17 protein-coding genes are annotated in these 16,359 nt (G+C 67.3%); 14 read left to right on the top strand and 3 right to left on the bottom strand.

Features of this window, described 5'->3' with window-relative positions; all coding sequences use genetic code 11:
• Positions 1–3: 3 nt before the first annotated feature.
• The 10 genes from ptsP (at position 4) to rplQ (ending at position 8,001) form a co-directional block, all read left to right on the top strand.
• A complete protein-coding gene (gene ptsP, locus B7495_RS14220) occupies positions 4–1,728 on the top strand; it encodes a phosphoenolpyruvate--protein phosphotransferase (protein WP_088457160.1) in 1,725 nt (574 codons plus the stop codon).
• Complete coding sequence (locus B7495_RS14215; protein ID WP_088457159.1) at positions 1,725–3,182, top strand: PTS mannitol transporter subunit IICB; 1,458 nt, start codon at positions 1,725–1,727, stop codon at positions 3,180–3,182. Before ptsP ends, B7495_RS14215 begins: the two co-directional genes overlap by 4 nt.
• On the top strand, positions 3,182–3,622 hold the full coding sequence (locus B7495_RS14210; RefSeq protein ID WP_088457158.1) for a PTS sugar transporter subunit IIA: 441 nt from the start codon (positions 3,182–3,184) through the stop codon (positions 3,620–3,622). Before B7495_RS14215 ends, B7495_RS14210 begins: the two co-directional genes overlap by 1 nt.
• Complete coding sequence (locus B7495_RS14205; protein ID WP_088457157.1) at positions 3,619–4,767, top strand: mannitol-1-phosphate 5-dehydrogenase; 1,149 nt, start codon at positions 3,619–3,621, stop codon at positions 4,765–4,767. The genes B7495_RS14210 and B7495_RS14205 overlap by 4 nt, the downstream gene beginning before the upstream one ends.
• Positions 4,768–4,895: 128 nt before the next feature.
• The gene (gene infA, locus B7495_RS14200; RefSeq protein WP_022883252.1) at positions 4,896–5,117 is read left to right on the top strand and encodes a translation initiation factor IF-1; all 222 of its coding nucleotides are present in this window, start codon (positions 4,896–4,898) and stop codon (positions 5,115–5,117) included.
• Positions 5,118–5,184: 67 nt separating this feature from the next.
• On the top strand, positions 5,185–5,298 hold the full coding sequence (rpmJ, locus tag B7495_RS14195) for a 50S ribosomal protein L36 (RefSeq protein ID WP_035834639.1): 114 nt from the start codon (positions 5,185–5,187) through the stop codon (positions 5,296–5,298).
• Positions 5,299–5,458: 160 nt separating this feature from the next.
• Positions 5,459–5,833 (top strand): 30S ribosomal protein S13, encoded by a 375-nt coding sequence (rpsM, locus tag B7495_RS14190; protein WP_066597575.1) that lies wholly within the window; start codon positions 5,459–5,461, stop codon positions 5,831–5,833.
• Positions 5,834–5,875: 42 nt separating this feature from the next.
• Positions 5,876–6,274, top strand: a complete 399-nt coding sequence (rpsK, locus tag B7495_RS14185) for a 30S ribosomal protein S11 (RefSeq protein ID WP_055821293.1) — start codon at positions 5,876–5,878, stop codon at positions 6,272–6,274.
• A gap of 167 nt (positions 6,275–6,441) precedes the next feature.
• Positions 6,442–7,431, top strand: coding sequence for a DNA-directed RNA polymerase subunit alpha (locus B7495_RS14180; RefSeq protein ID WP_066597571.1), 990 nt, complete (start codon positions 6,442–6,444; stop codon positions 7,429–7,431).
• Positions 7,432–7,482: 51 nt separating this feature from the next.
• Positions 7,483–8,001: a 50S ribosomal protein L17 gene (gene rplQ / locus B7495_RS14175; protein WP_088457156.1), complete on the top strand. Its 519-nt coding sequence runs from the start codon at positions 7,483–7,485 to the stop codon at positions 7,999–8,001.
• A gap of 403 nt (positions 8,002–8,404) precedes the next feature.
• On the opposite strand, the gene B7495_RS14170 is transcribed toward rplQ, so the two are convergent.
• The gene (locus B7495_RS14170; protein WP_088457155.1) at positions 8,405–10,375 is read right to left on the bottom strand and encodes an acyltransferase family protein; all 1,971 of its coding nucleotides are present in this window, start codon (positions 10,373–10,375) and stop codon (positions 8,405–8,407) included.
• 153 nt (positions 10,376–10,528) lie between these two features.
• Here B7495_RS14170 and truA point away from each other — a divergent pair, with 153 nt between their 5' ends.
• The 4 genes from truA to glmM all read left to right on the top strand — a co-directional run bounded on the left by truA (position 10,529) and on the right by glmM (position 13,995).
• The gene (gene truA, locus B7495_RS14165) at positions 10,529–11,422 is read left to right on the top strand and encodes a tRNA pseudouridine(38-40) synthase TruA (RefSeq protein ID WP_088458111.1); all 894 of its coding nucleotides are present in this window, start codon (positions 10,529–10,531) and stop codon (positions 11,420–11,422) included.
• A gap of 190 nt (positions 11,423–11,612) precedes the next feature.
• Entirely contained in the window at positions 11,613–12,059 is a 447-nt protein-coding gene (gene rplM, locus B7495_RS14160) for a 50S ribosomal protein L13 (protein WP_088457154.1), read from the top strand.
• 49 nt (positions 12,060–12,108) lie between these two features.
• A complete protein-coding gene (gene rpsI / locus B7495_RS14155; protein WP_088457153.1) occupies positions 12,109–12,594 on the top strand; it encodes a 30S ribosomal protein S9 in 486 nt (161 codons plus the stop codon).
• A gap of 24 nt (positions 12,595–12,618) precedes the next feature.
• On the top strand, positions 12,619–13,995 hold the full coding sequence (glmM, locus tag B7495_RS14150; RefSeq protein WP_088457152.1) for a phosphoglucosamine mutase: 1,377 nt from the start codon (positions 12,619–12,621) through the stop codon (positions 13,993–13,995).
• 409 nt (positions 13,996–14,404) lie between these two features.
• Here glmM and B7495_RS14145 read toward each other — a convergent pair whose 3' ends face one another.
• Together B7495_RS14145 and coaA are read right to left on the bottom strand one after the other, a co-directional pair.
• Complete coding sequence (locus B7495_RS14145; protein ID WP_088457151.1) at positions 14,405–14,941, bottom strand: GNAT family N-acetyltransferase; 537 nt, start codon at positions 14,939–14,941, stop codon at positions 14,405–14,407.
• Positions 14,942–15,402: 461 nt separating this feature from the next.
• Positions 15,403–16,344 (bottom strand): type I pantothenate kinase, encoded by a 942-nt coding sequence (gene coaA / locus B7495_RS14140; RefSeq protein WP_240632259.1) that lies wholly within the window; start codon positions 16,342–16,344, stop codon positions 15,403–15,405.
• Positions 16,345–16,359: the final 15 nt, after the last annotated feature.

Here is a 16,359-nt window from a genome sequence, read left to right as displayed (position 1 = left end):
CACATGATTGAGCTTCAGGGCATCGGGATCGGCCAGGGCGTCGCCATCGGCCGGGTCCTGCGCATGCCCGCACCGTTGCCGGAGCCGCTCAGCACCCGCAGCACCCTCGACCCGGATGCCGAACTGGCCCGGGCGACCGCGTCGATGCACGCCGTCGCCGAAGACCTCGAAGCCCGGGGCGAACGCGCCGGCGGCACCGCCCAGGAGGTGCTCGAGGCCCAGGCCATGATGGCTGAGGACCCCACCCTCCTCGAGGAGGTCACCGCCCGGCTGCACAAGCACCAGACCGCTGAACGCGCCGTGTTCGAGGCCTTCGCCGTCTTCCGCGACCAGATGCTGGCCCTCGGCGGCTACCTTGGTGAGCGCGCCGCCGACCTCGACGACGTGGCCCAGCGGGTCATCGCGGACCTCGGCGGCCTGCCCGCGCCGGGTGTGCCGGACCCCGAAGAGCCCTTCGTGCTCGTCGCCCACGACCTCGCCCCCGCCGACACGGCCCTGCTCAACCTCGACAAGGTGCTCGGCCTGATCACCATCGACGGTGGACCCACCTCGCACACCGCCATCCTGGCCCGGGAGAAGTCGATCACCGCGATCGTGGGCACCCACGCCGCCGCGCAGCTCGCCGACGGCGACGAGGTCATCATCGACGCCGCCAACGGCATCGTGCTCGTGGACCCCACCGCGAAGCAGCTCGCAGAGGCCCGCGCCCGCATCGCCGCCCGCGAAGCCCGCGCGCTGGCCCCGATCGGCCCCGGCCGGCTCAAGGACGGCACGCCTGTGCCGCTGCTGGCCAACCTCGGTTCGGCGGATGGCGCCGCCAAGGCCGTCGCCCTCGGCGCCGAAGGTGTGGGCCTGTTCCGCACCGAGTTCCTCTTCCTCGACTCCACCTCCGCGCCCACAGTGACGCAGCAGCGTGAGCAGTACGAGCGGATGCTGCGCGCCTTCCCCGGCCAGAAGGTCGTGGTGCGGGCGCTCGACGCCGGCGCCGACAAGCCCCTGGCGTTCCTCAACGACGCCGTCGAGGAGAACCCCGCCCTGGGCCTGCGCGGCCTGCGTGCCCTTCGTGCCAGCGAGGACATCATGCGGGAGCAGCTCACCGCCCTCGCCGAAGCCGACGCGGCCACCGACGCGGACCTCTGGGTGATGGCGCCGATGGTGTCCACCGTGGAAGAGACCGTGTATTTCACCGCCCTCGCCCACGAGCTGGGTCTGAAGACCGCCGGGGTCATGGTCGAGGTGCCGAGCGCGGCACTGCTCGCCAACCACATCCTGGCGCACGCCGACTTCGCCTCCATCGGCACCAATGACCTGACCCAGTACACGCTGGCGGCCGACCGGATGCTCGGCAGCGTCGCCGCGTTCCAGGACCCGTGGCACCCCGCGGTGCTTCGCCTGGTGGGCGAGGTCGGCGCCGCCGGCGCGAGCCTCGGCAAGCCCGTCGGTGTCTGCGGCGAGGCCGCGGCTGACCCGCTGCTGGCCGTGGTGCTCGTGGGCCTCGGCGCCACCACCCTGTCGATGTCGGCGTCGGCCCTCGCCGACGTTCGGGCCTCCCTGGCCGACTTCACACTCGAGCAGGCCCGGCACCTCGCCGACGCCGCTCTGTCCGCCGACGGCGCAGCATCCGCTCGCGCCGCGGCAACCGCAATCGCACACAGCTACACCAGCACCGCCCCCACCGGCACGGGCCCTACCGTGCTTGCAACCCCCGAGAGAGGTATACAGAAATGACAACGACGTCTGTCACCGAGAAGAAGGGCGCGAGGGTCCACGTACAGGCCTTCGGCACCTTCCTGAGCGGCATGATCATGCCCAACATCGCGGCGTTCATCGCGTGGGGCATCATCACCGCCTTCTTCATCCCCACCGGCTGGACCCCGAACGAGACCTTGGTCACGCTCGTGGACCCGATGATCTTGTACCTACTGCCGTTGCTGATCGCCAACACCGGTGGCCGGATGGTCTACGGCACCCGCGGTGGAGTGATCGCCTCGATCGCCACCATGGGTGTCATCGTGGGCAGCTCGATCCCGATGTTCATCGGCGCCATGATCGTCGGCCCGCTGTCCGCATGGATCCTGATGAAGGTCGACAAGATCTGGGCCGGCAAGATCCGCCCCGGCTTCGAGATGCTGGTGGACAACTTCTCCGCCGGTATCCTCGGCTTCGCCCTGGCCCTGGGTGCGTTCTTCGGAATCGCCCCGCTGGTCACCGGCCTGAGCGCCTTCCTCGAGATGATCGTGGACTGGCTCATCGTCAACGGCCTGCTGCCGATCGCGTCGATCTTCATCGAACCGGGCAAGATCCTCTTCCTCAACAACGCCATCAACCACGGTGTGCTCACCCCCATCGGTGTGCAGCAGGTCCAGGAGTCCGGCAAGTCCATCCTGTTCCTGCTCGAGGCGAACCCCGGCCCGGGCCTCGGCATCCTGCTTGCGTTCTCGTTCTTCGGCGTCGGCCTTGCCCGCGCGAGTGCACCCGGCGCGATCATCATCCAGTTCCTCGGTGGCATCCACGAGATCTACTTCCCGTATGTGCTGATGAAGCCGATGATGGTGCTCGCCGCCATCGGTGGCGGCATGACCGGTGTTGCCGTGAACGTCGCTTTCCAGACCGGCCTCCGCGCCCCCGCCTCGCCCGGCAGCATCATCGCCGTGCTGGCGCAGACCCCGGCAACCGACTTCATCGGCGTCATCCTCTCGGTCATCGCTTCAGCCGGTGTCTCGTTCGCGATCGGTGGTGTCATCCTCCGCGCCAGCCGCAAGAAGGACCTCGCCGCTGAGAACGACAACGAACTGGCCGCCGCGATCGCCAAGACCGAAGCCAACAAGGGCAAGTCCAGCTCCATTCTGGGCAACCTCGGCGCCTCAGCCACGACCGGTTCCGCAGTGAAGAACATCGTCTTCGCCTGCGACGCCGGCATGGGCTCCAGCGCCATGGGCGCCTCGGTGCTGCGCAACAAGATCAAGAAGGCCGGCATTGAAGGGGTCACGGTGACCAACCAGGCCATCGCGAACCTCGACGGCACCGCCGACCTCGTGATCACCCACCAGGACCTGACGGACCGCGCCCGCGGCAAGAGCCCCAAGTCGGTTCACGTCTCGGTGGACAACTTCATGAACAGCCCGAAGTACGACGAGGTCGTACAGTCCCTTCAGGGCACCAACGAAGGAGTGACCAAGTAATGACCCAGAGCATTCTGGAACCGCAGAACGTGGTGGCCGCGGGTGCGGCCACCACGCGGGACGAGGCCATCCGTGAGGCCGGTGCCCTGTTGGTCGCCGCCGGAGCGGTGAAGCAGGAGTACGTCGACTCGATGTTCGAGCGCGAAAACTCCGTCTCGACCTACATGGGCAACTTCCTGGCGATCCCGCACGGCACCAACGACGCGAAGGAGTCGATCGTGCGATCGGCTCTCTCGCTGGTGCGGTACGCGGAGCCGATCGATTGGGACGGCCAGCCCGTCAAGTTCGCGGTCGGCATCGCCGGCCTGAACAACGAACACCTGGAGATCCTCTCCAAGATCGCCGTCGTCTTCTCCGACGAGGACGAAGTACAGAAATTGATCGACGCTGGTTCGCAGGACGAGATCTTCGCCCTGCTCGAGGAGGTAAACGCAGAATGAAAGCCATTCACTTCGGCGCGGGCAACATCGGCCGCGGCTTCGTAGGTCTCCTGCTCCATGAGGCCGGTTATGAGGTTGTCTTCGCCGATGTGAATGGCCCTCTCATTGAGGCGCTGCAGCAGGCGCCGTCCTACACCGTGCACGAGGCGGGGGAGACCCCCACCGACAAGGTGGTCGACAACTTCCGCGCCCTCAACAGCGCCACTTCCGAGGCCGATCTCATCAACGAGATCGCCACGGCGGATGCTGTCACCACCGCTGTGGGTCCCACCGTGCTGCGGTTCGTGGCCCCGGTCATCGCGGCGGGTCTGGCCCGCCGCGAGGCCGGGTTGCCCCCGCTGGCCGTGATGGCCTGCGAGAACGCGATCAACGCCACCGATGTGCTCGCCGAGCAGGTCTGGGCTAACGTGCCAGAGGGCGACCGCGCGGCCCTGAAAGGCCGGGTGGCCTTCGCCAACACCGCCGTGGACCGCATCGTTCCCGGCCAATCGAAGGATGCCGGCATCGACGTCACCGTCGAGGCCTTCTACGAGTGGGTCATTGAAAGCCCCGCATTCGGCTCCGCCCCGCCATCGATTCCCGGCGCCACGTTCGTGGAGGACCTCGCGCCCTACATTGAGCGCAAGCTCTTCACCGTGAACACCGGACACGCCACCGTCGCCTACCTCGGCACCCAGGCCGGCGTCTCCAAGCTCTCCGACGCGCTTCTGGTGCCGTCGGTCGCGGATGGTGCCCGCCGGGTGCTCGAAGAGACCAGCGCCCTCCTGGTGGCCAAGCACGGCCTCGACGAGGCCACCCAGCGCGCATACCGGGAGAAGATCCTCGGCCGGTTTGCGAACCCGTCGCTGCCGGACACCGTCGAACGAGTCGGCCGTCAGCCGTTGCGCAAGCTCAGCAGGCACGAACGTTTCATCGGCCCGGCCGCCGAGATCGCCGAACGGGGCACCCGCCCGGTGGCGCTGCTGGAGGCGATTGCCGCGGCCCTCCGCTTCGACGTCGCCGACGACGAGCAGAGTGTTGAGCTGCAGCGGATGCTCGCCACCGACTCCGCCGAGACCATCGTGGCGAACGTGTGCGGGCTTGAGGCCACGCATCCGCTCTACGCCGACGTGCTCGCGGTCGTGGCAGCGGCGACCAGATTATAGGGATGAATTGCCAAAGGGCAATCGCATAGCATAGGATAAATCCTTGGTGTCTAGCACTGCCTTTACTGGCGTGTCTGGAGGCCACAATCCCGCAAGACCAGCAACCAATACTTTAGCGATAGTGAGTTATGGCCAAAAAAGACGGTGTCATCGAGATCGAGGGCGCAGTAGTCGAAGCTCTTCCCAACGCGATGTTTCGCGTTGAGTTGACCAACGGCCACAAAGTTCTTGCCCACATTTCGGGCAAGATGCGTCAGCACTACATCCGCATCCTTCCTGAGGACCGTGTGATCGTGGAACTGAGCCCTTACGACCTGACCCGCGGTCGGATCGTATACCGCTACAAGTAAGCGTTGCTGTAAGTAACGGCCTGCGGCATTCCGTGGGTACGAAGACAGCGATTACAAGGACACACCCATGAAGGTCAAGCCCAGCGTCAAGAAGATCTGTGACAAGTGCAAGGTCATCCGCCGTAACGGCAACGTGATGGTCATCTGCGAGAACCCGCGTCACAAGCAGCGTCAGGGCTAGGTCTCGACACGCTCGACCAGCGATGGTCGTTCTCGAGATCCACGCACGACACAACTAAATACATAGCAGTGCCGGGAACCCTTCGGGGGGACACCATCGGTTGGAGGCCGATGCACAGGTGCTGCTACAGACCTCCACTCATCCCACAGGAGAAGCCACAATGGCACGTCTAGCCGGCGTAGACATTCCGCGCGATAAGCGCGTGGAAGTTGCACTTACTTACATTTTCGGTGTTGGCCGTACGAGGGCACTCAAGACCCTCGCCGACGTCGAGATCGATGGAAACATTCGCGTCAAGGACCTGACTGACGAGCAGCTCGTCCAGCTCCGCGACTACATCGAAGGAACCTTCAAGATCGAGGGTGACCTTCGCCGTGAGATCGCCGCTGACATCCGCCGCAAGGTCGAGATCGGTAGCTACGAAGGTATTCGTCACCGCAAGGGCCTGCCCGTTCGCGGCCAGCGCACCAAGACCAACGCTCGTACCCGCAAGGGCCCGAAGCGCACCGTAGCCGGCAAGAAGAAGGCGCGCTAGGCCTCGCCTAGCCCGTCACGCCTCTAGGATTCAGGAGAAATCATGGCAGCACCAAAGTCGGCCGTACGGAAGCCGCGTAAGAAAGAAAAGAAGAACATTGCTGTGGGCCAGGCCCACATCAAGAGCACCTTCAACAACACCATCGTCTCGATCACCGACACCACCGGTGCGGTCATCAGCTGGGCGTCCTCAGGTGGAGTTGGCTTCAAGGGTTCGCGCAAGTCGACCCCGTTCGCCGCTCAGCTGGCTGCAGAGTCTGCAGCTCGCCAGGCCCAGGAGCACGGCATGAAGAAGGTTGACGTCTTCGTCAAGGGACCGGGTTCGGGCCGCGAAACGGCTATCCGTTCGCTGCAGGCCGCTGGCCTCGAAGTTGGCTCGATCAACGACGTGACGCCCCAGGCCCACAACGGTTGCCGTCCCCCGAAGCGCCGCCGCGTTTAATTCCTTTCAGTGACTGGCGATTGGGCTTGTCTGGGTCGAAAGATCCGGGCAGGCTCACTCGCCGTTCACCGCGACAGGGCCGCTTCTCGCGGGCCCGTCGAGACTCACAATTTCACAACTCGCCACTAAGTGTCATATAGCGGACACTTCGCCGAAAGGAATCAATAGTGCTTATTGCACAGCGCCCCACGCTCACCGAAGAGAACATCTCGGAGTTCCGGTCCCGGTTCGTCATCGAACCCCTCGAGCCCGGCTTCGGCTACACCCTCGGTAACTCGATGCGCCGCACCCTGCTTTCCTCGATTCCCGGCGCTGCTGTCACCAGCATCCGCATCGATGGAGTGCTTCACGAATTCAGCACCGTTCCCGGGGTCAAGGAAGATGTCACCGAGATCATCCTGAACATCAAGGGCCTGGTCATCTCCAGCGAGCACGACGAGCCGATCACCGCGTACCTGCGCAAGCAGGGCTCCGGCCAGGTCACGGCCGCCGACATCTCGGCTCCGGCCGGCGTCGAGGTTCACAACCCCGAGCTCGTCATCGCGACCCTGAACGACAAGGCCAAGTTCGAACTCGAACTGACCATCGAGCGTGGCCGTGGTTACGTGTCGGCTACCCAGAACCGCAACGAGTACTCCGAGGCCGGCCAGATTCCGGTCGACTCGATCTACTCGCCGGTTCTCAAGGTGACCTACCGTGTCGAGGCAACTCGTGCCGGTGAGCGCACTGACTTCGACCGCCTCGTCGTTGACGTGGAGACCAAGTCGGCTATCTCGCCCCGCGACGCCATCGCATCCGCCGGTCGCACGCTGACCGAGCTGTTCGGTCTGGCCCGCGAGCTGAACACCGCTGCTGAGGGCATTGAGATCGGCCCCGCGCCGGTCGACGCCGTCCTCTCCACCGAGCTGTCCGTGCCGATCGAAGACCTCGATCTGTCCGTGCGCTCGTACAACTGCCTCAAGCGCGAAGGCATCAACAACGTCAGCGAACTGGTCGCCCTCTCGGAGACCCAGCTGATGAACATCCGCAACTTCGGTCAGAAGTCGGTGGATGAGGTCAAGGACAAGCTCGTAGAGCTCGGCCTGTCGCTGAAGGATTCTGTGCCCGGCTTTGACGGTGCGCACTTCTACAGCGGTTACGACGAAGAAACCATCTAAGGCTCGTCGTTCCTCGACGCCTTTCGACTTTGATACTGGAGATTACCGATAATGCCTAAGCCCACTAAGGGAGCCCGTCTCGGTGGCGGACCGGCGCACGAGCGCCTCATGCTCGCGAACCTGGCTGCCGCCCTGTTCACCCACAAGTCCATCAAGACGACCGAGACGCGCGCCAAGCGCCTGCGTCCGGTTGCCGAGCGCCTGGTGACTTTCGCCAAGCGTGGCGACCTGCACGCTCGTCGTCGCGTTCTCGCGACGATCGGCGACAAGACCGTCGTGCACGAGCTCTTCACCGAGATCGCGCCCCAGGTTGCGCTGCGCGATGGCGGCTACACCCGCATCACGAAGCTCGGCTTCCGCAAGGGCGACAACGCCTCCATGGTGCAGATGGAGCTCGTTCTCGAGCCCGTTTCGCCCAAGGTGAAGTCGAACAAGGCCTCCGCAGCGAAGGCGTCCGCGCCCGTCGCCGAGGAGACCCCGGTTGAGGCTGAGACCGTCGAAGCTGAGACTGTTGAAGCCGAGACCGTTGAGGCCGACGCTGCTGACGCGTCCGCTGAGGAAGCCAAGTAACACCAGCTTCACTCGCTGTACCTGAAAGGGCCCGACTTCGGTCGGGCCCTTTTTGTGTGCCCGACGATGGTGCTGGAGGCGCCCGCTTCGGCTCGATGAACCCCCTGCGGCTGGATGCGCCCGCTATAGCGGGCGCGCTCGGCCACACGAGGTGCAGTGCGGGGTGCCGGCGGGGCACGCAGAGGTCGATGGCGGTGTGGGTGGCTCCGCCGGCGGTACGCGGGTCAGGCGCCGCTATGCGCCTGGCGCGCCACCCGCATGGCGGCGCCTTGCCCGCATACCTCGAGAGGTCCCGCCCGCATGATTCGAGACCCCGCCCGCATGCCTCGAGGTGTCTCGCCCACATGCCTCGGATACCAGGTCGGCGCATCCGCCGCACGGCCCAACCGCCGCGGCGGGTGGGTCAGCGCACGCGGAAGGCCTGCAGGGTGTCGGCGCCGGGCGCGCGGCTCGGTGCGGCACCGGGCAGCCGTTCGAGGGCGACCGCCACCGAGTCGGCGTAGATCGCCCCGCCGGTGGGGCCGGGGTGGATGCCGTCATCGGCGAGCACGTCGACGTGCGGGGCGATCGCGGCGCTCCAGTCGGCCAGGACCACTTGGCTGCGGCGCGCCGAGAACTCCGCCAGCGACGTGTTGACCCCCGCGGTCCAGTCCCGGTCCGCGAACGCGTTCACCACGATCAGTTCCCGGGAGGGACCGATCACCCGCATGACGGCGGCGAGGTCGGCCTGGTCGACGGGACCGTTCGTGCCCAGGCCCAGCAGAACCACGGGGCGCAGGGTGCCCGCGGCACGTTGTGCGGCCAGGATTTCCGGGGCGGCGTCCATGCCGCGGGACACGGCGGCGTCGATCGTGATGCCGGGGAACTCGGCCTGCAACTCGGCCGCGGAGGCGAGCATCACGGAGTCCCCGACAGCGGTGATGTTGGACCCCCTGGTGGTTTCCGTGACCACACCTGCGGCCTGGGCGGCGGCATCCTTGGCGGCTTGTGCCTGTGCCGCCTGAGCGGCCTGGGCCAGCGCCTGCTGGCCGCGGAGCACCTCCGCCTGGGCCGTCGTGACGGTGGGCGCCGTGACCACGGATGCGCCGGTGCCCACCAGCAACATCAGCACGACGGCCGCGGCGAGAACGAGTGCCGCACGGGAGCGGTAGCGGCGGCGGGTGCCCGGCGCAGACGCCCGCATGACCGTGGCGCGCAGCTGCCCGACCGCGCCACGGAGGCCCTGCCGGCGGATCGGCATCTCGAGCCACCGGTACGAGGTCGCAGCGGCCGCCACGGCCAGCACCAGGGTGAGCAATCCGGTCGCCGCGACACTCGCCGGGCCGCGGCCGAACGGCGCCACGAGCTGCACCAGCACCAGCAGCGGCCAGTGCCAGAGATACAGGCCGTAGGAGCGTTCGCCGAGGTAGCGCAGCGGAGCGGTGTCGAGCATCCGCCCGAACCGGTCGCCGGCCACGCCCGCCCAGATCGCCACGGCGGTGAGTGCGCTCACCAGCAGGAGGCCGCCGCGGTAGGTGGCGGCGGCGTCAGCCGGCAGCCAGATCGCGGCGGCGATCAGGCCGGCCACCGCTGCCGCGCCCCACCAGGGCCGCATCATGGTGAGGGTCCGGCGCGCGGCCGGGGCCGCCACCGTGCCGCCCGCAGCCACGGGCCCGAGCGGACGCAGCAGCAGGGACAGTCCGGCGCCGATCAGCAGGCCGAAACTGTGGGTGTCCGAGCCGTAGTACACCCGGGTGGGGTCGCTGCCCGGGGAGAAGCCGACGCCCATCCACACTGCCGACGCGAGGGCGAGCGCCACGACGAGGGCCAGGCGCAGGCCCGGCCGGCGGACCCTAAGCAGCAGGAGGAGCAGCAGCGGCCAGAGCAGGTAGAACTGTTCCTCCACGGCCAGCGACCAGAGGTTGCGGAGCAGCTCGGGCTGGCCGGAGCCGAAGTAGCTGGTGTTCGTGGCCATCGACACCCAGTTGTAGCTGAACGTCGCGGCGCCCAGCAGCTTCCAGCCCAGGCCCACGAGCACATCGCCGCCGAGCAACCAGGCCGCCGTGCAGGCCACCAGCACCACCGGCACCAGTGCCGGCACCAGGCGGCGGGCCCGACGCAGCCAGAACCGCCGCGGCGAGAACCGGCCAGTGCGGTCGTGTTCGGCCACGATGAGGCCGGTGATCAGGAAACCGCTGATCACGAAGAAGATGTCGACGCCGATAAAACCGCCCTGCAACACCGGCGGAAACAGGTGGTAGACAACGACGAGGATGACGGCGATGCCCCGGAGACCGTCGAGGCCGCTGAGCCGGCGGCCGGCCGGAACGTCCGGATGGCGAACGGCGACAGCTGTGGCGGGGGAGCGGGGCGCGGTGCGAAGGAGACTGGTCATAACTGTGCGGCCTGAGACGGGCCCGTCCAACGATAACCCGGCCCGGCCTCTACACTGACCTCTGTGAGTTTTCCCGAGCCCGTCGACGGCGCCCTTCCGCTGGTGCTGGCCGAGCTCAACCCGGATGGCGCCCTGGCGGCACCGTCCGATTCGATGCCGCCAGCAGGCTCCAAACGCATCCGCCTCGACGTGGGCTACGACGGAACCGACTTCTTCGGCTGGGCCAGCCAGCCCGGGTACCGCACCGTGCAGGGCCAGATCGAGGAGGGCCTCGGCGCCATCCTCAAGCGCCACCAGCCCACCCCCACCCTCGTGGTCGCCGGGCGCACGGACTCCGGTGTGCACGCGCTGGGCCAGGTGGCCCACTTCGATCTCAACCCCGACCAGGTCAACGCCCTCGTGCGGGTCAAACGGGGCAAGGCCGCACCCACGTACCCCAACGAGCTGGCCACGATGGTGCAGCGTCGCCTCGGCGGCATCCTGGTCACTCAGCCCGAAATCGTGATCCACCGCGCCAGCCTGGCCCCGGCCGGTTTCGACGCCCGCTTCTCCGCACTGTGGCGCCGCTACGAGTACCGCATCTCCGACACCGGCGCTCTGCGCGACCCGTTGCAGCGGCTGCGCACCACCTGGCACGGCTTCGCGCTCGACCTCGCCTCGATGCAGGAGGCCGCGGCCACCCTGATCGGGCTGCACGACTTCGCGACCTATTGCAAACCGCGGCCCGGAGCCACCACCATCCGTACCCTGCAGTCCTTCGAGTGGCGGCGGGACCCCGACGGGGTGCTCGTGGCCACCCTGCAGGCGGATGCGTTCTGCCATTCGATGGTGCGCGCCCTGGTGGGCGCCTGCGTGTCGGTGGGGGAGGGCAAGCTGGTGGGAACCCGACTCGTGGACCTGCGCATCGAGCGGGCCCGCACCAGCGAGTTCAAGGTGATGCAGGCGCATGGCCTGACCCTGATGGAGGTGGGCTACCCCGAGGACGCGGGGATGGCCATCCGTGCGGCGCAGACGCGTGCCCGTCGGGAGCTGCCCGAAGACGAGTGAGCTAGCACGCCCGGTTTACCGGCCCGAGTTGTGCCGGGGCGTGTCGTGAACTAGTGTTGTTCCTTGGTGTCTTAGGCGTTGCAGCCAGGCACACGAACGTGAGCCCTCCATCGATCGTGTTCTCTTCGAGAACACACCCGGAGCGGGATTCACGAACACCTCCGTTCGAAAACAAGAAAGCAGCACAACAGTGACGCGCACTTACACCCCCAAGGCAAGCGAACTCCAGCACGACTGGGTCGTTATTGATGCCACCGACATCGTTCTGGGTCGGCTCGCCAGCCACGCCGCGATTCTTCTTCGCGGCAAGCACAAGGCGACCTTCTCCCCCCACATGGATGGTGGCGACTTCGTCATCATCATCAACGCCGAAAAGATTGCCCTGACCGGCAAGAAGCTCGACCTCAAGATGGCGTACCGCCACTCCGGTTACCCGGGCGGCCTCACGGCCACGAACTACTCGGAGATGCTCGAGAAGCACCCCACCCGTGCGGTAGAAAAGGCGATTCGCGGCATGCTGCCGAAGAACTCGCTCGGCCGTGCACAGCTGCTGAAGCTCAAGGTCTACGCAGGCCCCGAGCACCCGCACGCTGCGCAGCAGCCCAAGCCGTACACCCTCAGCCAGGTCGCTCAGTAGCGTCGGCCCCAGACTTCTCGATATCTAAGAAAAAAGGATTCACACCATCGTGGCGAAGATCGCAGACCAGATTGACGCAACTCCCGAGAGCTACTCCACCGAGACTCCCGCTGAAGTTGCAACCAAGGCGCCCCGCGCCGTCCTCAACGTTCCCGGCGCAGCCGTGGGTCGTCGCAAGCAGGCCATCGCCCGCGTGCGCATCGTCCCCGGCGCCGGCAAGATTGTCGTCAACGGGCGCGAGCTCGACGACTACTTCCCGAACAAGCTGCACCAGCAGCTGATCAACGACCCCTTCAAGGTCCTCGACCTCATCGGCAGCTACGACGTCATCGCCCGCATCACCGGTGGTGGCCCGTCCGGCCAGGCCGGCGCGCTGCGCCTCGGCATCGCCCGCTCGCTGAACCAGATCGACGAAGAGAACAACCGCGCCATCCTCAAGAAGGCCGGCTTCCTCAACCGTGACGCTCGCGTCAAGGAGCGCAAGAAGGCCGGACTCAAGAAGGCCCGTAAGGCGCCGCAGTTCTCGAAGCGCTAACCCGTTAGTCGAGTACACACTCATATGGCTCGACTTTTCGGCACGGACGGCGTCCGGGGCCTGGCTAACCGTGATCTCACGGCTGGCCTGGCCCTGGGCCTCGCCCAGGCGAGCGCAGTTGTGCTCACCAGTGGCCGCCGCGCAGAGGAACGACGTGCCCAAGGCCGTCGTCCCGTCGCCGTGGTCGCCCGCGACCCCCGCATTTCCGGTGAATTCATCACCTCCGCCGTTGCAGCAGGCTTGGCCAGCTCCGGCGTAGACGTGCTGGATGCCGGCGTCATCCCGACGCCCGCCGCCGCCTTCCTCATCGCCGACATCGGCGCAGACTTCGGCGTGATGATCTCCGCCTCGCACAACCCGGCGCCCGACAACGGCATCAAATTCTTCAACTTCGGCGGCACCAAACTTCCCGATGACGTCGAAGACCGCATCGAAGCGGTGCTCGACGCGGGCGATCAGCTCCTCACCCCGATTGCCGGTGACGTCGGACGCATCCGTCGCTTCGCCGACGCCGAGGACCGTTATGTCGTGCACCTGCTCGGCACCCTGCCGCACCGGCTCGACGGCATTCACGTGGTGCTCGACTGCGCCCACGGCGCGGCCGCCGGCGTGTCCCCGCAGGTCTTCACGGATGCCGGTGCCCGGGTCACCGTGATCGGCGCCGACCCCGACGGCCTCAACATCAACGACGGCGTGGGCTCCACCCACCTGGACAACCTCGCCAGAGCGGTGCTCGAGCACGGCGCCGACGTGGGCATCGCCCACGATGGTGACGCCGACCGCTGCCTGGCCGTCGACCGCGACGGCAACATCGTCGACGGCGACCAGATCATGGCGATCCTGGCCGTGTCGATGGCCGAACGCGGCGTGCTCAAGGACCGCACCCTCGTGGCGACGGTCATGAGCAACCTGGGCCTGAAGAAGGCCATGGCCGCCAACGGCATCAACATGATCGAGTCCAAGGTGGGCGACCGGTACGTGCTCGAGGAGCTCGACGCGCACGGGCTGTCGCTCGGCGGCGAGCAGAGTGGTCACGTCATCATGACCAAGTTCGCCACCACGGGCGACGGCATCCTCACCGGTCTGCACATCGTGGCCGAAATGGCCCGCACCGGAAAAACCCTCGCCGAGCTGGCCAGCGTGATGAAGGTGTTCCCGCAGATCCTCGTGAACGTTCGCGGCGTCGACCACCACGCCCTCGCCGGCGACGAGGTCATCGCGCAGGCCGTGCGCGACGCGGAAACCGAACTCGGCGACACCGGCCGGGTGCTCCTGCGCCCCTCCGGCACCGAGCCCATGGTGCGGGTCATGGTGGAAGCCGCCGACCAGCCCACCGCCGACCGTCTGGCGCACGCCCTGGCCGACGTCGTGCAGTCCCGCCTGGCGCTGCAGCCCAGCTAGTACCGCCTGTCCCGACTCTCCCGGTCGGTATCCGCATTTCGCACCCACGGCCATCCGTCGTGGCCCGTCTTGCGTCTCGCGGCACGGGTCGTGTGTCGTGGCACAGGATAAAACACGTGCCGCGAACACTAGTGCGTGCCGTGAGAACTACCGCGTGCCGCGGCGAAGGTTCGAGCAGGTACCACGAAGTACAAAGTTCGCCAGGAAGCGAACGAAGCGCGGCCCAGGTAGCCGGCCTTGGACGGTGCCCGGCCGAGGCCCGGTGGCGCTCACCATGCTCCCGCCGCTCGGATCGGTCGCGTGGCTTCGGTCGTCCGTGCGTGGTCAACTGTTCCCCGTCCAGACAATTGCGTCCGGCACACCGGCCGCAATTGTCCGTTGCGGCAACAGTTCCTGCCGCATTCCGGGCCTAGCCGGGAGCGGCGATCAGGTAGCGCACGTGACGGAGCAGGGGCGAGTCCTCGGGTAGCCGCGGGTGATCGAACTCACCCGCGATGTGCATGCCGAGCCGTTCCATCACCTTGCGCGAACGGATGTTGATGCCCGCCGTGATCGAGTTCACCTCCGCCAGGCCGAGGGTCTCGAAGCCGAACTGCAGGGCGGCCGTCGCCGCCTCGGTCGCGAGACCCCGACCCCAGGCGGATCGGGCCAGCCGCCAGCCCACCTCCACGCCGCCGGAACCCGGGACGCCCTCGAGCATCGGCGCGAGGCCGGTGAAGCCGATGAACTCGCCGGTGTCCAGGCGTTCCAGCGCCCACAGCCCGTAGCCGTGCAGGTCGAACATCGCGTCCGCCCGGCCGGCGAGGGCATCACTTTCGGCACGTCTCAGTGGAGCGGGGAAGTAGCGCATCACCTCCGCATCCGCCGTGAGCCGGGCGAACGGCTCGAGGTCGGTCTCGCGCCAGCGCCGCAGTAGAAGCCGGTCGGTGCGCACGTCGAGGTCCATCGTTCCACCGTAGCCGTGCCGCTGCCGCCCGCCGCATCCCAGCCGCGCCGTAACTGTTGCCCATCCGGACTTCTGCGTCCGGCACGCGGGACGCACCTGTCCGCTGCGGCAACAGTTCGGGCGGATGCGTGCCGACCGGGGCCCAACCCGGGCTCAAACCGGGGGAGGCGCGGGCTCGCGGACACCCCGCGGCCGCGCCCACGTCGTCGCCGCGGCGGCGCCCACGCGCCGACGCCGCCGCGAATGAGCGGTCGGCGGCCTCCCGGACACAACTGTTGCCGATGCGGACTTTCGCGCCGGGTGTGCCGGGACCATTTGTCCGGACGGGGCCCAGTTGCCGGTTGGGCCGGCTGCCGAGCGCGACGGGCGCGGGGCTACGGGCAGCCGAGCACAATCAGCGCGACGCTACGGGCGGCCGAGCGCACGGGCGACAACGCCCCATGGCCGCCCACCGCGACGGCTCAGACCTTGCGGAGCAGCACCTTGTCGACGGTGTGGTCGGAGTCCTTGCGCAGCACCAGGGTGGCGCGGGAGCGGGTGGGGCGGATGTTCTGCAGCAGGTTGGGTTCGTTGATGCTGCCCCAGATGGTGCGGGCGCGGGCCCGGGCCTCGTCCTCGCTGAGGGAGGCGAACCTGTGGAAGAACGACTTGGGGTTCGTGAACGCGCCGCGCTGGAGCCGCAGGAACCGCTCCTCGTACCACCGGGAGATGTCGGAGGTGCGGGCATCCACGTAGATGGTGAAGTCGAAAAGGTCGCTCACCGCGAGCCCGTGGCCCGGGGCGGGCGGCTGCAACACGTTCAGGCCCTCGACGATGAGGATGTCGGGCTGACGCACGACGACCTGCGCATCGGGCACGATGTCGTAGTTCAGGTGCGAGTAGAAAGGGGCGCGCACCTCGGCGGCGCCGCTCTTGATGGCGCTGACGAAACGCAGCAGCGTGCGCCGGTCGTACGACTCCGGGAAGCCCTTGCGTTCCATCAGGCCGCGACGGGCCAGTTCGGCGTTGGGGAAGAGGAACCCGTCAGTGGTGACCAGTTCCACCCGGGGGGTGTCTTCCCAGCGGGCCAGGAGCTCCCGTAGCAGCCGGGCGATGGTGGACTTGCCCACGGCGACGGACCCGGCCACGCCGATCACGAACGGGGTGCGCTGGGCGCGTTCCCCGAGGAAGTCGCTGGTGTCGCGGTGCAGCTTGCGGGCTCCCGCGGCGTAGAGGTTGAGCAGCCGGCTCAACGGCAGGTAGACATCCGACACCTCGTTGATGTCGAGCGGTTCGCCCAGGCCGCGCAGCTGCACGACCTCGGTTTCCCGCAACGGCAACCGGGTCGAGGGTGCGAGGGATGCCCACACAGCACGGTCGAGCTCCACAAAGGGGGTGCTGTGACCGTTATTACTGGGGCTCACCACCGGCTCGGACAT

Origin of the sequence: Cryobacterium sp. LW097 (assembly GCF_002205495.2) — a bacterium.
In the GTDB taxonomy this organism is placed as follows: domain Bacteria; phylum Actinomycetota; class Actinomycetes; order Actinomycetales; family Microbacteriaceae; genus Cryobacterium; species Cryobacterium zongtaii.
This window is presented reverse-complemented; position numbering and strand designations above follow the sequence as displayed.